The organism is Enterobacter sp. CRENT-193 (assembly GCF_002787395.1).
Lineage (GTDB): Bacteria > Pseudomonadota > Gammaproteobacteria > Enterobacterales > Enterobacteriaceae > Enterobacter > Enterobacter hormaechei_C.
In genome coordinates, this window is record NZ_CP024812.1 from 241,746 (window position 1) to 266,573 (window position 24,828).

Annotated in this window: 21 protein-coding genes; 9 read left to right on the forward strand and 12 right to left on the reverse strand. The window is 56.2% G+C overall.

The features are described from left to right. Positions 1–128 precede the first annotated feature (128 nt). Positions 129–1,127 carry a class 1 fructose-bisphosphatase gene (fbp, locus tag CU081_RS01205; protein ID WP_003856070.1) on the forward strand — a complete coding sequence of 333 codons (999 nt, stop codon included), beginning with the start codon at positions 129–131 and terminating at the stop codon, positions 1,125–1,127. A 40-nt stretch (positions 1,128–1,167) separates the two neighbouring features. On the opposite strand, the gene CU081_RS01210 is transcribed toward fbp, so the two are convergent. From CU081_RS01210 to ytfQ, 5 genes are all read right to left on the reverse strand, one after another. After that, positions 1,168–2,736: a methyl-accepting chemotaxis protein gene (locus CU081_RS01210; protein WP_044704215.1), complete on the reverse strand. Its 1,569-nt coding sequence runs from the start codon at positions 2,734–2,736 to the stop codon at positions 1,168–1,170. Between the two features lie 93 nt (positions 2,737–2,829). After that, the gene (gene yjfF, locus CU081_RS01215; RefSeq protein ID WP_003856067.1) at positions 2,830–3,831 is read right to left on the reverse strand and encodes a galactofuranose ABC transporter, permease protein YjfF; all 1,002 of its coding nucleotides are present in this window, start codon (positions 3,829–3,831) and stop codon (positions 2,830–2,832) included. Further along, positions 3,818–4,843 carry a galactofuranose ABC transporter, ATP-binding protein YtfT gene (gene ytfT / locus CU081_RS01220; protein WP_160859048.1) on the reverse strand — a complete coding sequence of 342 codons (1,026 nt, stop codon included), beginning with the start codon at positions 4,841–4,843 and terminating at the stop codon, positions 3,818–3,820. The genes yjfF and ytfT overlap by 14 nt, the downstream gene beginning before the upstream one ends. 10 nt (positions 4,844–4,853) lie before the next feature. Further along, positions 4,854–6,356 (reverse strand): galactofuranose ABC transporter, ATP-binding protein YtfR, encoded by a 1,503-nt coding sequence (ytfR, locus tag CU081_RS01225; RefSeq protein ID WP_017383923.1) that lies wholly within the window; start codon positions 6,354–6,356, stop codon positions 4,854–4,856. 132 nt (positions 6,357–6,488) lie between these two features. Continuing rightward, positions 6,489–7,445, reverse strand: coding sequence for a galactofuranose ABC transporter substrate-binding protein YtfQ (gene ytfQ / locus CU081_RS01230; RefSeq protein WP_017383924.1), 957 nt, complete (start codon positions 7,443–7,445; stop codon positions 6,489–6,491). 309 nt (positions 7,446–7,754) lie between these two features. Here ytfQ and ppa point away from each other — a divergent pair, with 309 nt between their 5' ends. Beyond that, the gene (ppa, locus tag CU081_RS01235; RefSeq protein WP_006810347.1) at positions 7,755–8,285 is read left to right on the forward strand and encodes an inorganic diphosphatase; all 531 of its coding nucleotides are present in this window, start codon (positions 7,755–7,757) and stop codon (positions 8,283–8,285) included. Positions 8,286–8,402: 117 nt separating this feature from the next. Here ppa and CU081_RS01240 read toward each other — a convergent pair whose 3' ends face one another. From CU081_RS01240 to tamA, 3 genes are read right to left on the reverse strand one after another with little or no spacing between them, the layout of a single operon-like run. Further along, positions 8,403–8,747, reverse strand: a complete 345-nt coding sequence (locus CU081_RS01240) for a gamma-glutamylcyclotransferase family protein (protein WP_017383925.1) — start codon at positions 8,745–8,747, stop codon at positions 8,403–8,405. A gap of 2 nt (positions 8,748–8,749) precedes the next feature. Further along, the gene (tamB, locus tag CU081_RS01245; RefSeq protein ID WP_022650274.1) at positions 8,750–12,526 is read right to left on the reverse strand and encodes an autotransporter assembly complex protein TamB; all 3,777 of its coding nucleotides are present in this window, start codon (positions 12,524–12,526) and stop codon (positions 8,750–8,752) included. Continuing rightward, complete coding sequence (gene tamA, locus CU081_RS01250; protein WP_022650273.1) at positions 12,523–14,256, reverse strand: autotransporter assembly complex protein TamA; 1,734 nt, start codon at positions 14,254–14,256, stop codon at positions 12,523–12,525. Before tamA ends, tamB begins: the two co-directional genes overlap by 4 nt. A 224-nt stretch (positions 14,257–14,480) precedes the next feature. Here tamA and msrA point away from each other — a divergent pair, with 224 nt between their 5' ends. Further along, positions 14,481–15,122, forward strand: coding sequence for a peptide-methionine (S)-S-oxide reductase MsrA (gene msrA, locus CU081_RS01255; RefSeq protein ID WP_003856057.1), 642 nt, complete (start codon positions 14,481–14,483; stop codon positions 15,120–15,122). 211 nt (positions 15,123–15,333) lie between these two features. Continuing rightward, positions 15,334–16,671: a hemolysin family protein gene (locus CU081_RS01260; protein ID WP_022650272.1), complete on the forward strand. Its 1,338-nt coding sequence runs from the start codon at positions 15,334–15,336 to the stop codon at positions 16,669–16,671. A gap of 193 nt (positions 16,672–16,864) precedes the next feature. On the opposite strand, the gene CU081_RS01265 is transcribed toward CU081_RS01260, so the two are convergent. Next, positions 16,865–17,161 carry a hypothetical protein gene (locus tag CU081_RS01265; protein ID WP_022650271.1) on the reverse strand — a complete coding sequence of 99 codons (297 nt, stop codon included), beginning with the start codon at positions 17,159–17,161 and terminating at the stop codon, positions 16,865–16,867. 335 nt (positions 17,162–17,496) lie between these two features. Continuing rightward, complete coding sequence (locus CU081_RS01270; protein WP_003856054.1) at positions 17,497–17,703, reverse strand: DUF1107 domain-containing protein; 207 nt, start codon at positions 17,701–17,703, stop codon at positions 17,497–17,499. A gap of 324 nt (positions 17,704–18,027) precedes the next feature. On the opposite strand from CU081_RS01270, the gene CU081_RS01275 reads away from it, so the two are divergent. Continuing rightward, complete coding sequence (locus tag CU081_RS01275) at positions 18,028–18,585, forward strand: YtfJ family protein (protein ID WP_022650270.1); 558 nt, start codon at positions 18,028–18,030, stop codon at positions 18,583–18,585. Here the strand turns inward: CU081_RS01275 and cysQ are convergent. After that, entirely contained in the window at positions 18,579–19,319 is a 741-nt protein-coding gene (gene cysQ / locus CU081_RS01280) for a 3'(2'),5'-bisphosphate nucleotidase CysQ (protein WP_003856050.1), read from the reverse strand. The two genes, CU081_RS01275 and cysQ, sit on opposite strands and share 7 nt — an antisense overlap. A 190-nt stretch (positions 19,320–19,509) precedes the next feature. Here cysQ and CU081_RS01285 point away from each other — a divergent pair, with 190 nt between their 5' ends. Beyond that, a complete protein-coding gene (locus CU081_RS01285) occupies positions 19,510–21,453 on the forward strand; it encodes a bifunctional 2',3'-cyclic-nucleotide 2'-phosphodiesterase/3'-nucleotidase (protein WP_022650269.1) in 1,944 nt (647 codons plus the stop codon). 93 nt (positions 21,454–21,546) lie between these two features. On the opposite strand, the gene CU081_RS01290 is transcribed toward CU081_RS01285, so the two are convergent. After that, the gene (locus tag CU081_RS01290; protein WP_022650268.1) at positions 21,547–21,933 is read right to left on the reverse strand and encodes a winged helix-turn-helix transcriptional regulator; all 387 of its coding nucleotides are present in this window, start codon (positions 21,931–21,933) and stop codon (positions 21,547–21,549) included. Between the two features lie 84 nt (positions 21,934–22,017). On the opposite strand from CU081_RS01290, the gene CU081_RS01295 reads away from it, so the two are divergent. The 3 genes from CU081_RS01295 (at position 22,018) to CU081_RS01305 (ending at position 24,813) form a co-directional block, all read left to right on the forward strand. Next, positions 22,018–22,866 (forward strand): SDR family oxidoreductase, encoded by an 849-nt coding sequence (locus CU081_RS01295; RefSeq protein WP_022650267.1) that lies wholly within the window; start codon positions 22,018–22,020, stop codon positions 22,864–22,866. Between the two features lie 81 nt (positions 22,867–22,947). Further along, positions 22,948–23,772, forward strand: a complete 825-nt coding sequence (locus CU081_RS01300; protein WP_022650266.1) for an AraC family transcriptional regulator — start codon at positions 22,948–22,950, stop codon at positions 23,770–23,772. 75 nt (positions 23,773–23,847) lie between these two features. Next, complete coding sequence (locus CU081_RS01305; RefSeq protein ID WP_022650265.1) at positions 23,848–24,813, forward strand: DMT family transporter; 966 nt, start codon at positions 23,848–23,850, stop codon at positions 24,811–24,813. Positions 24,814–24,828 lie beyond the last annotated feature (15 nt).

Here is a 24,828-nt window from a genome sequence, read left to right on the forward strand (position 1 = left end):
CTGTGAAACGCATTTCAGGTAAATCCGTATTTTGCTGGCGCGATTCACCTCTGCGCTAATATTTGAATGTTTGTTAAGATTGTTGGACATCAACCGCTTTACTCAACATAAGATGCAGGGAAAGTGTTATGAAAACGTTAGGTGAATTTATTGTCGAAAAGCAGCACGAGTTCTCTCATGCTACGGGTGAGCTCACTGCTTTGCTGTCGGCAATAAAGTTGGGCGCTAAGATCATCCACCGCGATATCAACAAGGCCGGTCTGGTCGATATCCTGGGTGCCAGCGGTGCCGAGAACGTTCAGGGTGAGGTTCAGCAGAAACTCGACCTGTTCGCCAATGAAAAACTGAAAGCAGCACTGCGCGCGCGCGACATCGTTGCGGGTATCGCCTCTGAAGAAGAAGATGAGATCGTCGTATTCGAAGGGTGTGAACACGCGAAATACGTTGTTCTGATGGATCCGCTGGACGGCTCCTCCAACATCGACGTTAACGTTTCTGTCGGTACCATTTTCTCCATCTACCGTCGCGTCACGCCGGTTGGTACGCCGGTGACGGAAGAAGACTTCCTGCAACCGGGCAGTAAACAGGTTGCTGCCGGTTATGTGGTGTATGGCTCGTCCACCATGCTGGTGTACACCACCGGCTGCGGCGTACACGCCTTTACCTACGATCCGTCCCTGGGCGTATTCTGCCTGTGCCAGGAGCGTATGCGCTTCCCGGAGAAGGGCAACACCTACTCCATCAACGAAGGCAACTACATCAAATTCCCGAACGGCGTGAAGAAGTACATCAAATTCTGCCAGGAAGAGGATAAAGCCACCCAGCGCCCGTACACCTCACGCTATATCGGCTCGCTGGTGGCGGATTTCCACCGTAACCTGCTGAAGGGCGGTATTTACCTCTACCCAAGCACCGCCAGCCACCCGGACGGAAAACTGCGTCTGCTGTACGAGTGCAACCCAATGGCATTCCTGGCCGAACAGGCAGGCGGCAAGGCGAGCGACGGTAAAGAGCGTATTCTGGATATCGTGCCAGAAAGCCTGCACCAGCGCCGTTCGTTCTTCGTCGGCAACCGCCATATGGTGGATGACGTTGAACGCATGATCCGCGAATTCCCGGACGCGTAACGCACGAAAAGGGGAGCCCGTCAGGCTCCCCTTTTTTTCGTCATGCCGTTTGCGTTGTCAATTTGAAGGAGGCCATCGCTTCCATCAGCTCGCGAGACTGCTCCTCCAGGGAACGTGTTGCCGCAGATGATTGCTGGACCAGCGCCGCATTTTGCTGCGCCGTTTCATCCATCTGATTGACAGCGATATTCACCTGCTCAATACCGCGGCTTTGCTCCTGAGAGGCCGTCGCAATTTCACGCATCAGTTTGGTCATACGCAGTACTTCGGTGGCGATCTCGTCCATCGTCTCACCGGCCTGCTGCGCCAGCTCGCTGCCCTCGTTCACGTGGGTTTGCGAATCGCTGATAAGCGAGCGTATCTCTTTCGCCGCATCAGCACTGCGGCTGGCGAGATTACGCACCTCACCCGCCACGACCGCAAAACCTCGCCCCTGCTCACCCGCACGCGCCGCTTCAACGGAGGCGTTCAGCGCCAAAATATTGGTCTGGAAGGCAATGCCGTCGATGACGCTCAGGATATCGGCGATGCGTGCCGAGCTGCCGGAGATGTCGCGCATCTTCTCAATGACATAGCAGACCATTTCGCTGCCGTGATCGGCGGTATCGGAGACCGACTTCGCCAGCTGGTGCGCCTGCTCGGCGTTATCGGCGTTAAGTTTCACCGTGGCGGTGATCTCTTCCATGCTGGCGGCCGTCTGCTCCAGCGAGGTGGCGGTGGATTCCGTGCGCTGAGCCAGGTTCATATTCCCGGCCGTCAGCTCGCGGCTGCCGGTATCAATCTGCGAGCTGGCGTCACGCACCCGCAGAACGGAGTCCATCAGCGACTGGCGCATCCCTTCGATCGCCGCGTTAAGGCGATTAAATTCCTGGCTCGCCGGCGCGTTCAGGGTATGGGTTAAATCCCCGGCCGCCACATGTTCCAGCTGGGCAATCGAGGCTGAAAGCGGCTTGAGCAGCATATGGCGCAGAACCAGCCAGGCCAGCACGATAATGCCAGCCGTCAGCAGCGCCGCGACGATAATCAGGATCAGCACGCGGGTTTTACTCGCCTGCACGGCGCTCACCTCCGCTTTGCCGCGCGCCTCGCTCCATGCCTGGAACGCCTGCATATCGTTATCAAACTGCTTCGCCACCGGGACCAGCTTGTTTTCCAGCAGATCGTAATAGCTGTCCGCGCTTTGCTCGTTCAGGGCTTTCAGCATCGGGCTGATACCCTGCTGGTTGTACACCGCCAGGCTCGCGGCGACGTTATCCAGCAGCTTTTGCCCCTGCTCATCCGCCACGCCGCTGCCGATCACGCCCTTCAGCGTTTTCTGTGCCAGCGCCACTTCCTGGTTAATGGTTTTGACCGCCCTGGCCGCATCGTCCAGCAGGCCGACCTCCATCATGCGGACGGCCTGCCCCGCTTCGTTACGCGCGCGCAGGATCAGCGTATAGCCGGCATTCAGCTGCACCATCTGTTCACCCTGAAGATGATTGATGCGCTGGAGAGAAGCGGAACTTTGTGTAAGGGCATAAATGCCGATGCCGCTGACAATCAGCAGCAGAAGGGTCATAACGGCCAGTAAAGAGAGCAAGCCGGTACGAATCGATAGCGTTTTAAGCATGATGTTATTTCCGGTAGCGAGATATTTCTGGGCATAAAAAAAGAGTATCGGCCGCTACTGGAAAATGTTTAGAGTTTAAGCAATTTCAGCATGTTATCGCCCTGTTACAGAGGTATTCACCCGGGTAACAGGCGAGCTCTGGCGGTTCTCCCACAGCACCGTCAGGCTGCGCTGGAGCGCGATAAAAATAAACAGCAGAATGCCGATGGCGATTTTGGTCCACCAGGAGCTGAGCGTGCCGTCGAAGTTGATATAGGTCTGAATCAGCCCCTGGATCGCCACGCCAAACAGCGTGCCGAGCACCGTCCCCACCCCGCCGCTGAGCAGCGTACCGCCAATCACCACCGAGGCAATGGCGTCCAGCTCAACGCCCACCCCCGCCAGCGCATAGCCTGCCTGGGTATAAACCGAGAATACAATCCCCGCGAGCGTGGCCAGCCCGGTCGAAAGCATGTAGATGCGGATAGTGGTGCTGCGCGTGGAAATTCCCATCAGGTTCGCGGACGTGGCGCTGCCGCCAATGGCATAAACCTGGTTACCAAACCGGGTACGGTGGGCGAGGAAGATCCCGATCACCACCACGCCCAGCATCAGCAGCCCCATTGCGCTCAGGCGCCCCCCGCCGGGGATTTTCCACGCCAGGCTGGAGAGCGTGTCGTAGATCGGGTGGTTAATGGGAATTGACTCCTCCGACACCAGATAGCTCACGCCGCGCAGGAAGAACATCCCGGCGAGGGTGATAATAAAGGCCGGGATTTTCAGCGCATCGATCAAAAGCCCCATAAAGGCGCCGAACGCGCAGCCCATGACCAGCACCAGCGGAAAAGCCAGCAGCGGCGAAATCCCCCAAAAGCCAATCGCCTTGGCAAGGAACACGCCAGTAAAGGCGATCACCGACCCAACGGAGAGATCGATCCCGCCGGAGAGGATCACAAACGTCATGCCGACGGCGATAATGCCTAAAAAGGCATTGTCGGTCAGGATGTTGCAAATCACCCGCGTGGAGGCGAAGCCCGGGAACTGGGTCAGGCAGTAAAGGTATCCCAGCACGAACACGCCCAGCGTGATCATTAACGGCAAATTACGTTTTATCATGACCGCGGAACCTCTTAATGAGAGTGATAAAGCGCGGCGACTGCACGATAAGCACGATAAGCACCACGACCGCTTTGACGACCTGATTCAGCTCCGGCTGGAACCCGGAGAGCAAAATACCGGTATTCATACCCTGAATAATCAACGCCCCCACCACCGAGAGCAGCAGATTAAAACGTCCGCCCATCAGCGATCCACCGCCGATAACCACCGCAAGGATTGCATCCAGCTCGAGCCAGAGTCCGGCGTTATTGGCATCAGCTCCGCGAATATCGGCGGCCACGATCACCCCGGCAATCGCAGCACAGACGCCGCTCAGCACGTAAGTCAGCATCACCATCAGCCGCGTATTTACCCCGGCGTTTTTCGCGGCCCGAATGTTAATCCCCACCGCTTCGATGAACATCCCGAGCGCCGTTTTGCGGGTGAAAAGCCAGAACACCACCAGCGTCACCAGCGCGACGATCACCGGCGTCGGGAAGAACAGAAAATTACCGCTGCCGATCCACGCAAGATTCGGGGAGTTAAAGGTGACGATTTGACCGGAGGTAATAAGCTGCGCCACACCGCGCCCGGCCACCATCAAAATCAACGTCGCGACAAACGGCTGGATCTTGAGCACCGCGACCAGAATGCCGTTCCACAGCCCGGCTAGCACGCCGGAGCCCAGCGCGGCCAGCAGGACCACCGGCAGGCTGTGCCCGGCGACGGTCATCGAGGCGGCGGTGGCGCCCGCAATCGCCATTACCGCACCGACGGAGAGGTCGATCCCGCCGGTGGCAATGACCAGCGTCATACCAATCGCCAGCAGCGCCACGGGCGCGGCACGGTTTAAGATGTCGATCGGGCTACCAAACAGGCGGCCATCCTGCACGACGATCTGGAAAAAATGCGGAGCCACCAGGCTATCCACCAGCAGCACCAGCAGCAGCGCCACGATTTGCGGCGTGCCGGTCGGCCAGCTGAAGCGGCGCTTCGCTTCGCCAGTTTGCGAAAGAGAACGGGACATCACATTTGACTCCTTACGCCGCGATGGCATTCATGATCGCCGGAACCGACAGTTTATCCAGCGGGATCTCTGCCACCTGCCTGCGATCGCGCATGATGATGACGCGATCGGCATAGCCGACCAGCTCCTCCAGCTCAGACGAGATCACCAGCAGCGCCAGACCGTCGGCGCAGAGCGTTTCGATAAGCCGGATGATTTCGGCGTGCGCGCCCACGTCGATACCGCGCGTGGGCTCGTCGAGGATCAGGAATTGCGGCTTGGTGAGCAGCCAGCGCGAGAGCAACACCTTCTGCTGATTACCGCCCGAGAGGAACTCGATGGGCTGTTCCGCGCTCGGGGTACGTATACCGAGCTGGCGGATGAAGCGCTCGGCAATCGCGTTCTGCTCGCGCTTAGGGATCGGACGCAGCCAGCCGCGCTGGGCCTGTAGCGCCAGAATGATGTTTTCCCGCACCGAGGCGGCGGCAATAATACCGTCCGTTTTCCTGTCCTCCGGGCAGAAGCCCACGCCGAGGCACGACGCCTGATGCGGTGAACGTAGCGTTTGTGGTTTGCCTTTGATCAGCGCCGTTCCGCTGTCGGCAGGTTTGATCCCGAAGATGACTTCGGCGGTTTCGGTGCGCCCGGAGCCTAACAGACCCGCCAGTCCCACAATTTCACCGGGGCGTACCTCGAGGTTAAACGGCGCGATGGTCCCTTTTCTGCCGTAATCGTGAAACGCGGCGATCGGTTTTTCGCTCAGCAGCGTACGGCCCGCGCGCTGAAGCGCGTTGGTCTCCAGCTCGCGGCCCAGCATCATTTTGACCAGCTCTATCTGCGGCAGCTCGCGGGTTTCCCGGCAGCCGACAAAGCTGCCGTTGCGCAGCACCGTTATACGGTCGCTCACCTCGTAAACCTGATCGAGGAAATGCGTCACGAAAATCAGGCTAACGCCCTGATTACGCAGCTGGCGCATCAGGGTAAAAAGCATCTCCACTTCCTGGGTATCGAGGCTGGCGGTGGGTTCATCGAGGATCAGCACTTTCGCCGAGAGATCGATAGCGCGACAGATCGCCACGATCTGCTGCATCGCCACGGAGAAACGGTTCAGCGGTTCGCGCACGTCGAGAGAGAAGCCATACGATTCCATCAGCTTCGCGGCGCGCGCTTCCATCTCTTTGCGGCGCAGCAGGCCAAAACGTCTGGGCTCGCGGCCAATAAACAGGTTATCCGCTACCGACATGTTTGGCAGCAGGTTTACTTCCTGGTAGACCGTGCCGATCCCCAGTTGCTGGGCATGTGCGGTGTTTTTGGGCGAAATGGCGTTACCTTCCAGCCAGATAGCGCCGCGATCGGCGTGATAGACCCCGGTCAGGGTTTTAATCAGCGTCGACTTCCCCGCCCCGTTTTCGCCGAGCAACGCCATGATCTCCCCCCGCCGCAGGCTGAAATCAACGTTATCCAGCGCCTTAACGCCAGGGAAAAATTTACTCAGGCCCTCTGTGCGAAGGATTTCCTGGTGTTGTTCGGTGGTCATGGTTTCCCCCTCACCCTGACCCTCTCCCCGGAGGGGAGAGGGGACTATGTCGTGCCCATCTTTAATTTTCTGCCCAACCCGCCCTTTTCCCTCTCCCCTCCGGGGAGAGGGCTAGGGTGAGGGGGCGAGGGCTTAGTAGCCCATATTTTTCTTCTTCTCTAACTCTTCTTTCGCCGTGTCCGGCAGGTAGAGCGTGGATTTGGTGATGGTCAACTTCTCAGGCTGGGTGCCGTCTTTCTTGAATTTCTCCAGCGCATCGAATGCCGGGCCCGCCATATTTGGCGTCAGCTCCACGCTGGCGTTCGCTTCGCCGTCAATCATTGCTTTGTAGATGTCCGGTACGCCGTCGATCGAGCCGGTGAGGATATCTTTGCCCGGCTTCAGGCCCGCTTCTTTGATGGCCTGGATGGCGCCGATCACCATGTCGTCGTTGTGGGCGTAAACCATGCAAATATTTTTGCCGTTATTTTCTGCCTTGATGAAGCTTTCCATGACCTCTTTACCCTTGCTGCGGGTGAAGTCGCCGGACTGAGAACGGATGATTTTGATGTTTGGTGCTTTGGCGATGGCCTCCGCGAAACCTTTCTTACGGTCGATAGCCACGCTCGCTCCGACGGTGCCCTGCAACTCAACCACGTTACACGGCTTGCCATCCACCTGCTTCACCAGCCAGTCACCAATCAGTTTGCCTTCCAGCACGTTATCGGCGGTGACGGTGGTCATATAGAGAGATTTGTCTTTTACGTCGATGGAACGGTCGAGCAGGAAGACCGGAATTTCAGCATCTTTGGCTTCCTTCAGCACCGGCTCCCAGCCCGTAGCGACAACCGGGGCAATAAAGATGGCATCCACGCCCTGAGCGATAAACGAGCGCACCGCTTTAATCTGGTTCTCTTGCTTTTGCTGACCATCGGCGATTTTCAGCGTAATACCGCGCTTTTCGGCCTCACTTTTCGCCACATTCGTTTCAGCGGCGCGCCAGCCGGATTCAGATCCGACCTGCGAAAATCCCACGGTTAAAGGTGCGGCCATCGCCATAGACGACATGGCTGCCGAAACTGCTGTAACAAGAAGTAAGCGCTTCCACATATGAACGTCCTCGTAGGGTAGGTTATTGTTGGTTAAAAGATGTTCCGCGGATGAACTATAGCCAATGGAATATGTTACGGATTGCGTTACATCACACTTCAGAAAAGTGAATAAATCGTTAATCACAAGTTTGTAATCGCTTTCATTTCAACATTTAAAATGCGGCTGAGTTTATGGATTATCCTGTCATGGAAACGGTCTGAAAAGTGAAGGCGCGAGGGAGAGAAGTCGAAAACAGGCGGAGACTTTCAGCGCCAGTTGGCTATAATACCTGCCACTTGTTTACCATCCATTTTAAAGGACACCGACATGAGCTTACTCAACGTCCCTGCGGGTAAAGAACTGCCAGAAGACATCTACGTTGTGATCGAAATCCCGGCCAACGCAGATCCAATCAAATACGAAATCGACAAAGACACCGGTGCGCTGTTCGTTGACCGTTTCATGTCTACCGCCATGTTCTATCCGTGCAACTACGGCTACATCAACCACACTCTGTCTCTGGACGGTGACCCGGTTGACGTACTGGTCCCGACGCCATACCCATTGCAGCCAGGCTCCGTCATTCGCTGCCGTCCTGTTGGCGTGCTGAAAATGACTGACGAAGCGGGTGAAGATGCGAAACTGGTTGCCGTACCGCACACCAAGCTGAGCAAAGAGTACGATCACATTAAAGATGTGAACGACCTGCCAGAGCTGCTGAAAGCGCAGATCGCCCACTTCTTCGAGCACTACAAAGATCTCGAAAAAGGCAAATGGGTTAAAGTTGAAGGCTGGGATAACGCAGAAGCGGCGAAAGCAGAAATCATCGCCTCTTTCGAGCGTGCTGCTAAGAAGTAATTCTTACTGCTGATACTAAGCCCCGCGCGTCGGGGCTTTTTTGTGCCTTTCGATCCCGGTAACCCGTGCTAATGGGCGCAAAAAAACAACGCCACCTTACGGTGGCGTTGTCGTTTTTCAGAACTGGTCTCTGTCTAACCAGTTACCGCTTTCAATCAGCGTTAACCCGTCGACCGAACGTTGGTACACGTACATCCATGCACTGCCGTAAGGCGTCTGGATCAACTGGCGAGCGTATTCACCGCCCCTGGTGCGCAAGGCATCAAGTTCGGCCAGCGTGGCATTATCAATACGATAAACCTCACCCTGTACCGTTCCGTTCCCCGGAACTGCGCCTGGATAGTGGCCCAGACTGTACAACTGGTAGTTTTCGATTGTGTAATTTCCCAGCAACTGGGCGTTGGTCATCCAGTGGCTGTTGCCTTGCCTGGTTCGTAAACTGCCGTAAACAAATATTCGCATTGCTAAAACTCAAACTGATAGAGCAGATCAAGTGCCTGGTCTACGCCGGACACTGCTTCCAGATATAGCTTAGGCATCAGGCGATAACGTAACGTGAGTGTAGCCAGTGAGTCAAAGATCCCCACGCCATATTTTACCTGTAGACCCGGCAGTACATAGCCGCTGACCACTACCTGCGAAGAGTCACCCACGCCCTGAGTGTCCAGCGCCAGATTGCTTACGCCAAACGTCTCGCCGATTTTACCCACAACCTGACCACTTTGTGCAACCCCCAGACCGACTAACATTGATGTCATTGCCGCACCATCGCCCTGTTGGCTATCCAGACCCTGGCCGCGCAGCAGGTAAGAGAGCGCTTCCTGTTGCGACATGGCCGGGTCAGAGAAGATCTCTGCCTTAGGTTCATCGGCGGAGCCCGTCACGCGCACGCCCGCAATCACATCATCTTCGGTGGCTTCCGGGTTACGTATCGCTTCGATATTGAGTACCGGCTGATCCGGTGGACCGGAGAACAGCAGCTCGCCTTTACGCACAATCAAATCCTGACCGTAGGCATGGAAGCGCCCTTCAGGAATATTGATTTGTCCATTGAGGCCAAGCCCCTGTTGATCCTGCGCCACTTTCAGGTCACCCGTGAGTCTCGCCTTCAGCCCAAACGCGTCCAAACGCACGTTATTCCCCACGTGCACGATAAGATTACTATTGATCGGTATGCCAGCGCTCTTCTGTTCAACAGGTTTCAGATTTTCATTGAGCATAACTTCATCACTGGAGACGCCAACCGCGCTTTCCGGCACTTCGTGAACCACGATGCGCGCCCACGGTACGTCAACACGGCCGTCCAGGGTGAAGAGACTCGGCGTTGCCTCAAAGACCACGTCTGGCGACACGTCCAGGCGCACCATCGGCGGTACCGTGATACGCACCCTGCTGCCCTTGGCCGCAATACGGGCGCGCCAGTTGTCGAGCTGGCTCCAGTCTGCGTCACCGCTCAGGTTGATTTGTCCCTGCTGCGTCAGCACTGAGCCACTGAGGGTTGAGCTTTGGCCGTTAAAGTTCATCGTCAGCTGGCTTGGCTGCATATCGAACGGCATAAAGTTACCGTCAATGTCCACGCCGTTTAACCGCATCTGGCCAAACAGCTGCGGGCTTTGCGCATCCCCCGCCAGACGCAGGTTGGCGCTGAGCATCCCCGCCGCCTTTTCTCCCCGCGAGAAGATCGGATTCACCATCGCCAGGTTGAAGTTGCGAATATTGACGTTGCCGCCGAGATTGCGCCGCCCTTGCGGATCGGTAATTTGCACCTGTCCATCAAACTGACCGTTGTTGGTCAGGCGGATCAGCCATCCCAGTTCCGCACGATTGTTACGCAGGTCAGCGTTCACATTCAGGGTGTCGAACGCTACCGGCAGCGGCGCGTCATTGACCTCCTGCGTCACCTTCACGTTACGCCCGGAGAGCGTAACGCTGCCCTGCGGCAGCCCCTCTTTGGTGGTGTCCCACGCGACGTCCGCTTTACCGCTGAAGACCCCGCTGGCCTGGGTGGTTTCCGGCATAAACGGTTTCAGCATCGCCAGGTCGAAACGGTTGAGGTTGATCTGCGCGCGTCCTTCCGCGCCCGCATCAATGGTCTGCGGCACGCACAGCTCAGCATTCGGGTTGGTCCAGCAGTGTGGCCCAATGCTTAACTTTTGCTCCGCATTGCGGTAGTCCAGCGCGATGGATCGGGACAGCACCAGCGGGCCGACCGGCGTGCTGAAGCGGGTGTTATCCAGTACGCCCTTCCAGCGCGTTGCCTGGCGATCAAAACTGCCCGTCAGGTGCAGCTGCCCGGAGACCGGCTCGCCCTGCACGCGCAGCTGGAGATCGTGCTGCTTTTCGTTACCTTTTGCCGCCAGCGTGACCAGACTGATGTTCACGTCCGGCTGGGAGATACGCTCCACGCGCAGGTCCAGGTTTCCGCCGATCTGATCGGTGGATTTCACGTCCCCTTCGACGCGCACGCGGGCAATGGAAAGTTCCTGCCAGCGCAGGTTATTAGCAGTGATGTCCGCCAGCAGCTGCGGCGCCTCCACCGTACCGCGAACCTTCACTAACCCCTCCGCCGTGCCGCCAAGACCCGGCAGGGCGTTATCGAGATTTGGCGCGTCGATGGTGGCATCCAGATCGAGATCTTTCACCCCCAGCTCGCCTTTGATATCTGCCGTGTTGCGGCCCAGCGCCACGTGCAGGCCCGGGATCACCCACTGGAGATAGCTGTTGCCCTTAAGCGAGCCCTCTACGTTGACTTTGTTCTGCTTCACGTTGCCGGTGAGCTTGAGTTCCGGCACGTCCATCTGCCAGGTGCCACCGTACAGGCTACCGCGGGTTTTGATCAGGCCATCCAGTTTTGACGGCCAGTCCGGGACCTCTTTAGCGGTGTTGATCCCGGTCAGCTTCAGCTCGCCGCGCCAGCTGATCGCCTGCTGCCAGTCGAGCAGCGCGGTCAGCTCTGTTTTTCCTTCCAGCGCCGCCACGGTCAGCTTGTCGAGGTTAACCTGCAACTCGTTACCCTTCGCATCCAGGGTGATATCGGCGGGCGGTACCCCCTGCCCCTTCACTGCCGTGCGGAACGACAGCGTGTAGTCGGTCATTTTGCCACTCAGCTTCAGCTTCAGATCGTCAGCCTGGAACTGTTTTTCGCCGGTGAACGGCCAGTAAAGCTGCTTGCTGACAACCTCAAGGTTGAGCGGTAAACCGGCCTCTGCCAGCTGGGTTTGCCCGCGCAGCACCATATCCACCGGTCCGGAAAGGTTCACGCCGAACTCCAGCTTCTCACGCAGCGCGCCGCCGACCTTCACCTTCACCTTTTCGCCCTTCAGCGGATCGATGTTCAGGGCGCTGTTCAGCGTAATATCCACCGGCCAGTTGTCGCGCAGCAGCGCATTGCCTGAGGCGTTCACCGAGCCCTGACTGGAGTCGATATCCAGCGCGTCGAGCTTCATGTTGCCGTCGATGCTGCTGACTTTAAGCAGCATGTTGAAGACTGTCAGATCGGTATCACCCGTCAGACGCAGCTGCTCGCCCTTAAACTCTTCGATATTGAGGTTCAGCGGCAGATGCACGTCGGTCATCTCCGGCAGAACCGGTTTCGAGAAGAGATCTTTCAGCGTTTCGCCCAGCGGTTTTTCTTCCGGCTGCGGGTTCTGGATCTTCGGCTCGACGATCTCTTCCTGCGCCACGTCGGCCACCTTCGGCAGCGCAATCAGCAGCCCTTGCAGGGAGGTTGGGGTCAGGGTGAGGTTTTTCTCCTGCCAGCGCAGACCGGAGGTGAAATCCATCACGGATACTGTCGTATCGTCGATTTTGATATTGACGTTATCCAGCGCAACCCGGTAGAGCGCAATCGGGTACGGCGTGGAGAGATTCAGCGGGCCGCTGTCCTCTTCTTCGACAGGCTCAGACTTCGGCATTTTTTTGGAATCTATCGCCACGTTAACGTCTTTTAGCGACAGATCGTTTACGCACAGCTGGCTGTCACGCAGGCAGCCGAGCTTGACCGCCAGATGAAACTCGCCCGCGTTCACCGCCACGCCGGGCTGTTCGTAACGGATATTTTTCAGGCGCAGATCGCGCCAGCCGCCCGTCACCTGGCCGATTTCCAGCCCCGGCACCCAGCGGTTCGCGGCGTTAAACAGCAGATGCAGGCCCGTGGTGGTGCCCACCAGAAACGCCACCGTACCGAGCAGTAATACGATAAAAATCAGCACCCCGAGGCTTATCTTCTTCCATAAACTCATAATTCAGGCCCCAGACCGATGTAAAACTGTAAACCGTGTTCGTCTTTGTCGCCCACCGGAACGGCGAAATCGAGCTTGATGGGCCCGACCGGTGACTGCCAGCGCACGCCTACGCCCGCGCCGGTTTTGAAATCGCTGCGGCGGATATCGTTCACCGCTTCACCGCCGTCAACGAACATCGCCCCCCACCACTTGCCGCTGACGTTGTACTGGTACTCCAGCGAGCCGGTCGCCAGTTTTGACGCCCCGGTCAACTGGCCTTTGTCGTTTTCAGGTGAGATCGATTTGTACTTATACCCGCGAATGCTGCGGTCGCCCCCGGCGAAGAAGCGCAGATCCGGCGGGACGCGTTCGAAATCACCGGTTTCGATCCAGCCGAGATTACCGCGCATCACAAAGCGGTGTTTGTCGTACAGCGTGCGGATCCAGACGTTTTGCGCCTGAAAGACGGAGAAGTCTACGTCGGAGCCCCACGCAGTGTTGGAGTAATCGATGGAGTAGCGCTGAGAGTCGCCCCAGGTCGGCATCAGGCCACCGCGCGAGCGGGTACGGCTGATCATCACGCCCGGATAAAGCAGCATGGTGGTGTTGGTAACGTTTGCCTGGGTAAAGTGGTCGAGGCTCCAGCGCAGGTTAATGGCGCGCTGCCAGCCGCTGGAGAGATCCCAGAAGCGTGATACCGCAAGCGTCGTCGAGTCCTGCTCGGTATCGTTCAAATCGGTACGCTTAAAGCCGCCCTGCACGAGGTAGTATTGCTCAAGCGGATTTTTCAGCAGCGGCATTTTATAGCTGAAGTCCAGCTGCTGTTCAGGCGCAGACAGGCTCACGCTGGTGGTCAGGCTGTGGCCGTAGGAGTTCATCCACGGTTTTTTCCACGAGGCTTTCACGCGCGGGCCGACGTCCGTGGAGTAGCCGACACCGGTCTCAATGGTGTTTTCGGTGCGCGGAGAGACCACGCCATGCAGCGGTAACACTTTCGTTTTACGGGATTTATCAAATTCCGGCGCCACCACCACGGAGTTAAACCAGCCCGTCGCGGACAAACGACGGTTCAGCTCGCCCAGATCGCTGGACTGGTAGTAGTCGCCCTTTTTAAACGGCACCAGGTTTTGCAGATACTCATCACGGATTTGCGATCCTTCGAAGGTCACATCGCCAAACCGGTAGCGCTCGCCGCTGTCGTAATCGATATCCCAGAATGCCTGACGTCGCTCAAGCGCAACGCCTAGCTGGCTTTTGTTGAACTGGCTGTCGAAGTAGCCTTTGCGCAGCGAAACGCTGGTTAATGATTTTTTAAAACGATCGTAATCCCCGTGATTGAGCACAGTGCCCACTTTCGGACGGGTGCTGAGCAGATCCAGGTAGTCACGATCCGTGCGCGCGCCGCCGCGCAGCACCACGTTCGTGCCGCCAATCAGGACGGGTTCGCCCGGCGAGACGCGGGCAATCAACACCTGACGTCCTTTTGCCGGCGGCGGGCGTAAATCGAAATCGATGGTGGGTTCGTAGTACCCCAACGCCTTTAAGCCTTCGCGAATGGCGTCATCCACGCGCGCGCGAAAACGCCGATCCGGCGTGACCTCATCGCTCTGGATAGTAGAAAGCTGCGCACGCACGTTTTTTTCCAGCGCCCCGGATAACCCCTCAACCTGCAAACGGACATTCGCCGCGCTGGCAATCCCGCTGGTCAGCAGTAAGCTGACTAAACATAACTGGCGGATCTTTGTCACGTTTTCTCCTGAATATCCCTGTTTCCACCCTGGAAGCAAATGCAGTGCCGCTCCGCGGCAAAATACGGCCTGAAAGCCAAAAACCCAAATTACGGGTTGAAAAAGGGTGTAACACCCAAATATTTCTTATGATTAAATCTAGACTCATTCATCGCATTTATTGTGTTCAATTAAACGCTTCGTGACAACCTTAACCGAAACAACGCTACCCCGGAGGCCCCACCGTGAGTTTATTTGATAAAAAGCATCTGGTATCACAAGCCGATGCGTTACCGGGACGCAACACCCCTATGCCAGTGGCGACATTACACGCCGTAAACAACCATTCAATGACAAACGTTCCTGATGGAATGGAGATCGCCCTGTTTGCCATGGGCTGCTTTTGGGGCGTAGAACGCCTGTTCTGGCAATTGCCGGGCGTGTACAGCACTGCTGCGGGCTACACCGGAGGATATACGCCTAACCCAACCTACCGCGAAGTCTGTTCCGGTGAGACCGGTCATGCTGAAGCGGTGCGTGTGGTGTATGACCCGAGCGTCATTAGCTATGAACAGCTGCTCCAGGTGTTCTGGGAAAACCATGACCCGGCGCAGGGCATGCGTCAGGGTAACGATCACGGCACCCAATACCGTTCGGCCATCTACCCGCTCACCCCAGAGCAGGAGGCCGCGGCCCACGCCAGCCTGACGCGTTTCCAGGAAGCGATGCAGGCGGCCGGTGATAAACGTCAGGTCACGACGGAAATCGCTACCGCGAAACCGTTCTACTATGCCGAAGACGACCACCAGCAGTACCTGCATAAAAATCCGTACGGCTACTGCGGCATTGGCGGCATCGGCGTCTGTCTGCCTCCACAACAGGACTGATTACGGCATCAGCGCCACGCAAACCGCGTGGCGCGCAGCCTTTCCCTCCGGCCACTTTTTGCCGAAAACGTGACCTCTGGCAGGTTTACACGTCTTTACGCTATACTACCGCTGAAATAATCGGCTCAACGCTACGAGCTGACTTCAATGTGTCTTCACACGAATGGTATCAACTCCCCTTCTGAGGATCTGGCGAGAAGCCGGATAAACTATGTTAAACAGTATTTTAGTAATACTTTGTCTTATTGCCGTCAGTGCATTTTTCTCGATATCGGAGATCTCGCTGGCTGCCTCCCGTAAAATCAAACTGAAGCTGCTTGCCGACGAGGGCAACATCAACGCATCACGCATTCTGAAAATGCAGGAAAACCCCGGCATGTTCTTTACCGTGGTGCAGATTGGCCTGAACGCGGTCGCCATTCTTGGCGGTATCGTGGGTGATGCAGCGTTTTCTCCGGCGTTTTATGGCCTCTTTGTTAAGTACATGTCCGTAGAGCTGGCCGAGCAGTTGAGCTTCATCCTCTCCTTCTCCCTGGTGACCGGCTTGTTCATTTTATTCGCGGACCTGACCCCGAAACGCATCGGTATGATTGCGCCAGAAGCTGTGGCTTTGCGTATCATCAACCCGATGCGCTTCTGCCTTTATGTCTTCCGTCCGCTGGTGTGGTTCTTTAACGGCCTGGCGAACGTCATTTTCCGCATCTTCAAGCTGCCGATGGTGCGTAAAGACGACATCACCTCCGATGATATTTATGCCGTGGTGGAAGCCGGGGCGCTGGCAGGCGTGCTGCGCAAGCAGGAGCACGAGCTGATTGAGAACGTTTTCGAACTGGAATCCCGTACCGTGCCGTCCTCCATGACCGGCCGTGAAAACATCATCTGGTTCGATCTGCATGAAGACGAGCAGAGCCTGAAGACCAAAGTGGCGCAGCATCCGCACTCCAAGTTCCTGGTCTGTAACGAAGATATCGACCATATCATCGGTTATGTGGACTCCAAAGACCTGCTGAACCGCGTGCTGGCAAACCAGAGCCTGGCGCTGAACAGCGGCGTGCAGATCCGCAACACCCTGATAGTGCCGGACACCCTGACGCTCTCCGAAGCGCTGGAAAGTTTCAAAACCGCCGGGGAAGACTTCGCGGTGATCATGAACGAATACGCGCTGGTGGTGGGCATTATCACCCTCAACGACGTTATGACGACCCTGATGGGCGACCTGGTCGGCCAGGGGCTGGAAGAGCAGATTGTTCAGCGTGACGAAAATTCATGGCTCATCGATGGCGGTACGCCGATTGAAGACGTCATGCGCGTGCTCGACATCGACGAGTTCCCGCAGTCCGGAAACTACGAGACCATCGGCGGCTTTATGATGTTTATGCTGCGTAAAATCCCGAAACGTACCGACTCAGTGAAGTTCTCCGGCTTCAAGTTTGAAGTGGTGGATATTGATAACTACCGCATCGATCAGCTGCTGGTAACGCGTATTGATAGCAAACCGACCGTGCTGGTGCCGAAACTGCCGGATGCGGAAGAGAAGGTGTCGGCGTAATTTATGAAGGGCAGCGTTGAGCTGCCCTTTTTGTTTTAAAACGGAAGCTGCCGTTTATGTAATTTAAATAATTTTTTAAGTCCTTAGAAGGGGGACGAATTGAGATAAATAAAGGCAGAGCCTACGATATTATTAAATTTAAAAATATCCCCGCTTACTTTAAGAAAAATCGTTCTGTCTTCAATGCTAACTTTCACGCCAGGATCGGTGGTGACAAGGAAAGGTTCATAACCATTTTAATGTCTTCTAAAAAAACTTCATCGGTCTTTTGTGCCGTGTAAAGATAATATTTATATACGAAAGAAGTCGTCGCACCCGCGCTGCTTTCCGTGATATACAACATAGACTTATCAACTACGGCATGCCGATAAACTATAGTCTGTTCAAGGTAAAAAAAGTCACCAAGCATGCGCCAAATCCCATATCCTATGGTAGCTAACATAAATAACACAAATATATTCTTATTTTTAAAAACCAGATCTCGATGCATAATTATTCCATTTATTTTCCATGCGTAACGGCTTCCCTTCTCAGCCAACAGTTAAAGCTGACCTTTTTACAACTCGCTTATAAAAAGTATAGGGGTATTGTTTATGCCATGGATAATAAGTCCAATAGTGATCCAAGTTTTTAATGTTTTATATCAATTTTTAGCACTGAAAAAGATTTTAAGAAAAACTTCATCAATTCATGGTTATGCCCGTTAATACAAATAACGCCAAGTCAAAACTATCTGCTTCAGGGTATGTCTCTGGACTGGCCCTACAAACATCAACGGCTCCCATTGGGAGCCGTCTTTTTAACAACTACTGCATAGCACGTTGGTTAAGCCATCTCAGTTTGCAGACGCATAACCTGACGGTTGACTTCGGACATCACAGACAAGTGCTGTTTGTCCTTCACTTTCGGGATAAGGATTTTGCCCTTATCGAACTCAAAAGCGCCAACATCCTTGATGTACAACCGTCCACGGAACAGGATCTTCACGTACTTCGCCACCTGAAGCGGGTTGTAGCGTTGGAAAATTTTCATTCTTGTATCTCCTGCGAATCATACGCTCTTGCGGTGCCACAATCGGCCCGACTGTCCTGAGCGCAAATTTTGATGCCCAATGACTATAGACCAGAACCTCGTACTTACCCAGTGTGCATAAGTTTATTTACCGTTTGATTACAATTATTCAGAATAATCTTTGCAAAGCGTGATACAGCGCAGTATATGCCGTCGTTTTTGCATAGATATGTGCGTTCGCCCGCAAACTGGCATCGGGATTGCGGGAAAAGCCTATTGATCGCACTTATGATTAAAAGCGCATGACCAAGTGGTCGGATCACCTGCTAACAATAAGGAAACACCATGACCCTACGTAACCTCCTGGCAGCAGCTTGCCTGTTGCTGCCGCTGATGGCTTCCGCACACAACATTGAAAAAGGACAACGTGTCCCGCCGGTCGGGATTGCTGACCGGGGAGAATTGATTCTCGACAATGATAAGTTTAGCTATAAAGCCTGGAATAGCGCGCAGCTTGCGGGCAAAGTGAGAGTTGTACAACATATTGCCGGACGTACATCCGCTAAAGAGAAAAACGCTACCCTCGTGGAGGCGATCAAGGCCGCAAAACTCCCGCACGATCGCTACCAGACCACTACCATCGTGAACACCGACGACGCCATTCCCGGCTCCGGCATGTTTGTGCGCTCAAGCCTTGAGAGCAATAAGAAGCTCTATCCCTGGTCGCAGTTTATTGTCGACAGCAACGGCGTGACGCGTAAGGCGTGGCAGCTGGAAGAGGAGAGTTCAGCGATTGTCGTGCTGGACAAAAACGGTCGCGTAGAGTGGGTTAAAGACGGCGCGCTGACGCAGGATGAGGTGCAGCAGGTGGTTGCCCTGCTGCATAAGCTGCTGACTCAGTAAAGTGACACCCGGAAGCCCGGATTCAGGAATGACTCGCGCGGGGTGTAGTCCAGTGGCTTACCCTGCCAGTCATGCACATGCGCGCCAGCGGCCGCCGCCACCGCATGTCCTGCCGCCGTATCCCAGACGTTCGTCGGCCCGAAACGTGGGTACAGCTGCGCCTGCCCTTCCGCCACCAGACAGAACTTCAGCGACGAGCCAATCGACGTCGTCTGGTGTTCACCCAGCTGTTGCAGATACTCCTCCAGCTCGCTGTCACTGTGCGAGCGGCTGATCACCACCAGCGGAGGACGGGCATCACGCACCTGGATCTGCTTACGCACGCCGCACTCTTCCTTCCAGGCTTTACCTTCCGCCGCGCTGTACATCACCTTCATCACCGGGGCATAAACCACGCCCAGTACCGCTTTCCCGTTTTCAATCAGAGCGATGTTGACGGTGAATTCACCGTTACGCTTGATAAACTCTTTCGTGCCGTCCAGCGGGTCGACAAGCCAGTAACGCTGCCAGTGCTGACGTTCATCCCAGCTCTGGGGCGCTTCTTCAGAAAGGACCGGAATATCCGGCGTCAGGGCCTGCAAACCTTTCAAGATCACCGCATGCGCCGCGATATCCGCCGCCGTCACCGGGGAGTCATCCGCTTTGCTGACAACATCCATCGGTTTCGCACCGTCGTACACCTGCATAATGGCATCACCCGCATCCCGTGCGAGCTGACAAATTTTATCTAACATTCTCCACCTCTTCGTTAACGCAGTGGGCATAACTTATTGTTTTAGTTATATCGTAATGTGAACAATTCCGCTATCTGTGAAGCAATTCTGGTTTCAGCGCCCTTTTTTCTGGCAGCATTCACACTTCTGTAAGCAACAAATACTACATACATATTCTTTTGTGGCTTGGATCGAAAAAAGGACTCCTCAGATGATTAAGTTTAGCGCAACGCTCCTGGCAACGCTGATTGCGGCAAGCGTTCAGGCAGCGACGGTGGATCTCCGTATTCTGGAAACCACCGATCTGCACAGCAATATGATGGACTTCGATTACTACAAAGATACCCCTACGGAAAAATTCGGACTGGTACGCACGGCAAGTTTGATCAACGCCACCCGCGGTGAAGTGAAAAACAGCGTGCTGGTCGATAACGGGGACTTAATTCAGGGCAGCCCGCTCGGAGACTACATGGCGGCGAAGGGGCTGAAAAAAGGCGAGATCCACCCTGTCTATAAAGCGATGAACACCCTGGATTATGCGGTTGGCAACCTGGGCAACCACGAATTTAACTACGGCCTGAAATACCTGCACGACGCGCTGGCAGGGGCAAAATTCCCGTACGTTAACGCCAATATCATCGACGTTAAGACGAAGAAGCCGCTCTTCACCCCTTATCTGATTAAAGAGACCGAGGTTGTCGACCAGGATGGTAAAAAACAGACGCTGAAAATCGGCTATATCGGTTTTGTACCGCCGCAGATCATGACGTGGGATAAAGCCAACCTCGACGGGAAAGTAACCGTCAACGACATTACCGAAACCGCGCGCAAATACGTGCCGGAGATGCGGGCGAAAGGGGCGGATGTGGTGGTCGTCGTGGCCCACTCCGGCCTCTCGGCCGACCCGTATCAGGTGATGGCTGAGAACTCCGTGTACTATCTCAGCCAGGTGCCGGGCGTGGATGCGATCCTGTTTGGTCACGCCCATGCCGTCTTCCCGGGCAAAGATTTCGCTGATATCAAAGGCGCGGACATCGAAAAAGGGACGCTCAACGGTGTGCCATCGGTGATGCCGGGCATGTGGGGTGACCACCTTGGCGTGGTGGATCTGGTGCTGAATAACGACAGCGGAAGCTGGAAAGTCACGCAGTCGAAAGCGGAAGCGCGTCCGATCTACGACGCAGCGGCCAAAAAATCTCTGGCAGGGGAAGATAAAAAGCTGGTCGACGTCCTGAAGCATGACCACGACGCGACGCGTGAATTTGTCAGCAAGCCGATCGGTAAATCGGCTGATAACATGTACAGCTTCCTCGCGCTGGTACAGGATGACCCGACCGTGCAGGTAGTCAACATGGCGCAGAAAGCCTATGCGGAGCACTATATTCAGGGCGATCCGGATCTGGCAAATCTGCCGGTACTGTCTGCCGCGGCGCCATTCAAAGTGGGCGGACGTAAGAACGATCCGGCCAGTTACGTTGAGGTGGAAAAAGGCCAGCTGACCTTCCGTAATGCCGCCGATCTCTACCTCTATCCCAACACACTCGTGGTGGTGAAAGCCACCGGGAAAGAGGTGAAGGAGTGGCTGGAGTGCTCTGCCGGACAGTTCAACCAGATCGATCCGCACAGCAGCAAACCGCAGTCGCTGATTAACTGGGACGGTTTCCGCACCTACAACTTCGACGTGATCGACGGCGTGGATTATCAGATTGACGTTACCCAGCCCGCGAAATATGACGGCGAATGTCAGGCCATTAATCCGCAGGCAGAACGCATCAAAAACCTGACCTTCAACGGCAAAGCGATTGATCCTAATGCCACTTTCCTGGTGGTGACCAACAACTACCGCGCCTATGGCGGCAAGTTTGCCGGTACGGGTGACAGCCATATCGCCTTTGCCTCACCGGATGAGAACCGTTCGGTGCTGGCGGCGTGGATCAGCGCGGAGTCGAAAAAGGCGGGTGAAATTCATCCGGCGGTGGATAACAACTGGCGACTTGCGCCGATCCACAGCGACACTAAGCTGGATATTCGCTTTGAGACATCTCCGTCCGATAAAGCAGCCGCGTTTATCAAGGATAAGGCGCAGTATCCGATGCAAAAGGTCGCGACGGATGATATTGGGTTCGCGATTTATCAGGTGGATTTGAGCAGGTAGCGATGATTGTGCCGGGTGGCGGCTTCGCCTTACCCGGCCTACCCGCAATCCTCGATCCCGTAGGCCGGGTAAGCGCAAGCGCCACCCGGCATTTCATGCCGCACGCTCGTCCCTATTCGCCATCACCTGCGGCGTATTGACCTCAATCCAGTCGGCCAGCGCGGCCACCTTCTCGCTTACCTCCCGCCCCAGCGGCGTCAGGCTATACTCCACATGCGGCGGCACGACCGGATACGACACGCGATCGACAAACCCGTCATGTTCCAGCGCCTGTAAAGACTGAGCCAGCATCTTCTCGCTGACGCCGCCCATCTTGCGGCGCAGATCGCTGAAGCGATGCGTCCCCTGACGTAACGCCACCAGGATCAGCACGCCCCAGCGGCTGGTTACGTGTTTGAGCACCTCCCGTGACGGGCACTGTTCCGCAAAGAGGTTGCCATCGCGCATTTGCTCGCTGAGCGTTGGTATTGTTGTTTTCATACTTACCTTTTTGTACGTACTTACTAAAAGTTAGTTATGGTGATAGTGTGCCACAACACCAGACAAACACGAAGGAGATTCATCATGATCGCGATTACCGGCGCAACCGGCCAGCTTGGCCAACACGTTATTGAAGAACTGCTGAAAACCGTTCCGGCCAGCCAGATCGTGGCTATTGTGCGTAACCTGGCGAAAGCCGAAGCGTTGCGTCAGCAAGGGGTCGTTGTGCGTCAGGCGGATTACACCGATGAAGCCGCATTTACCACCGCGCTGAACGGCGTGGATAAACTACTGCTCATCTCCTCCAGCGAAGTGGGCCAGCGCGCCGTACAGCACCAGAACGTGATAAACGCCGCCAAAGCCGCCGGGGTGAAATTCATCGCCTATACCAGCCTGCTGCATGCTGACAAATCCCCGCTGGGTCTGCACGTTGAGCACGTCGAAACCGAAAATGCCCTGGCGGCCTCCGGCGTGCCTTACGCCCTGCTGCGCAACGGCTGGTACACCGAAAACTACCTGGCAAGCGCGCCGCCAGCGCTGGAACACGGCGTGTTTATGGGGGCCGCAGGCGAAGGCAAAATTGCCTCTGCGACCCGTGCGGATTACGCGGCGGCGGCAGCGAAAGTGATTTCTGAAGAGGGTCATGCCGGCAAGGTGTATGAACTGGCGGGTGATAATGCCTGGACGCTGAGCGAACTGGCTGCGGAACTGAGCAAGCAGAGCGGTAAGCCGGTAACGTATCAGAACCTCAGCGAAGCCGATTTCGCCGCTGCGCTGAAGGGCGTTGGTCTGCCTGCCGGGCTGGCGGAAATGCTGGCGGACTCCGACACCGGCGCGTCCAAAGGCGGCCTGTTCGACGACAGCCATACCCTGAGCAAGCTCATTGGCCGCCCAACCACACCGCTGGCGGAAAGCGTCAAAGCCATCCTGTAGTTGTTAAAAATTGGTTATTTTTTGTGGCGTCCCCTCGGGTCATCTCTGATAATGAAGCGATGACCCACAAGGAGGCTCACCGTGCAAGGCGTACCGGAACAGTTCACTGATGAGAGAGACAGCGCGCGCTTTCGCCATCTGGCGCAGCTGCCGGGCCTGGAGCTTTATCACGCCCATATCTCTGACTACGCCTTCGAGCCGCACACTCATGAAGCCTTCGGTATCGGCACCATCGAAACCGGTGCCGAACGCTTCCGCTATCGCGGTACCCAGCATCTTGCCGCGGAAAAATCCGTCGTGACCATGAACCCGGACGAGATCCACACCGGGGAATCCGCCACTGAAGGCGGCTGGCGCTACCGGATGGTCTACATCGAACCCGACCTGCTGGAAGAGGTCACTGGCCTGCGTCACTGGTGGTTTAGCGACGTCACGCGTCACGATCCGCTGCGCTCGCAACAGATAGGCCAGTTGATTTATGGCCTGTGGCACACGGACGATCCGCTGGCGCAGAAGGGGCTGCTACTGAATTTGATTCAGACTTTTCAGCCGCTGGCCCACCATGCGCCGGTGGTGCAGGAGGCCACGCACCGCTTCGAACGCGTTCGCGACTACCTGCACGACAACTATATGCGCTCGCTGACCCTGGACGAGCTGGCTAACGTTGTCTCGCTCAGCCCGTACCATTTTCAGCGCCAGTTCAAAGCCCATTTCCACGTTACGCCCCACCAGATGCTGATGGCCATCCGGCTGTGGCGCGCCAAAGCATTCCTCACCCATGGCATGCCTGCCGCCGAGGTGGCCGCCGCGACCGGGCTGACCGATCAGTCGCACCTGACCCGCGCCTTCACCCGTCGCTACGGCATCACACCCGTGCGCTACCAGAAACAGGTTATGCCGCGCTAATGCGCAACCTCATACAATACGCGCCCGTTTTGCCCTCCTACACTGAGCGCAAAGTGAATCAAGATGGATGGAAAAATGATTAGCGGCGTGTTGTATGCCCTGCTTGCGGGTTTGATGTGGGGGCTGATTTTTGTCGGCCCGCTGATTGTGCCGGAGTACCCGGCAATATTGCAGTCGACCGGACGTTACCTGGCGCTGGGGCTGATTGCCGTGCCGCTGGCGTGGCTGGGGCGCACGCGTCTGCGTCAGCTGGGCCGCCAGGACTGGCTCACCGCGCTGGCGCTGACCATGATGGGTAATCTGATCTACTACGTCTGTCTGGCGAGCGCCATTCAGCGCACCGGTGCGCCGGTGTCGACCATGATTATCGGCACGCTGCCGGTGGTCATCCCGGTTTTCGCGAACCTGCTTTACAGCCAGCGTGACGGAAAACTGGCGTGGTCAAAAATGGCGCCGGCGCTGGTCTGCATTGCCGTGGGGCTGGTGTGCGTGAATATTGCCGAGCTTCGCCATGGTCTGGAAAATTTCAGCGTGTGGCGTTACGGTTCAGGGATCTTTCTGGCGTTTATTTCGGTTGTCTGTTGGGCCTGGTATGCCCTGCGCAACGCACGCTGGCTGCGGGAAAACCCGGATAAGCATCCGATGATGTGGGCCACGGCGCAGGCGCTGGTCACCCTCCCTGTCTCGTTGCTGGGCTATGTGGGCGCGTGTGTCTGGCTGGGTAGCCAGCAACCGGCATTTACCCTGCCCTTCGGACCGCGCCCGTGGGTATTCGTCGGGTTAATGGTCGCCATTGCCGTGCTCTGTTCGTGGGTGGGCGCGCTGTGCTGGAACATTGCCAGCCAGAAGCTGCCGACGGTGATATTAGGGCCGCTGATTGTCTTTGAGACACTGGCCGGGCTGCTCTATACCTTCCTGATGCGCCAGAGCGTGCCGCCGTTGCTAACGGCCTGCGGGATCGCGCTACTGGTCGTTGGGGTGGTGATTGCGGTGAGAGCGAAGCCGGAAAAACCGATGGTCGTTCCGGCGTCGGAGGGGTGAGCTTTTCGCCCGGCG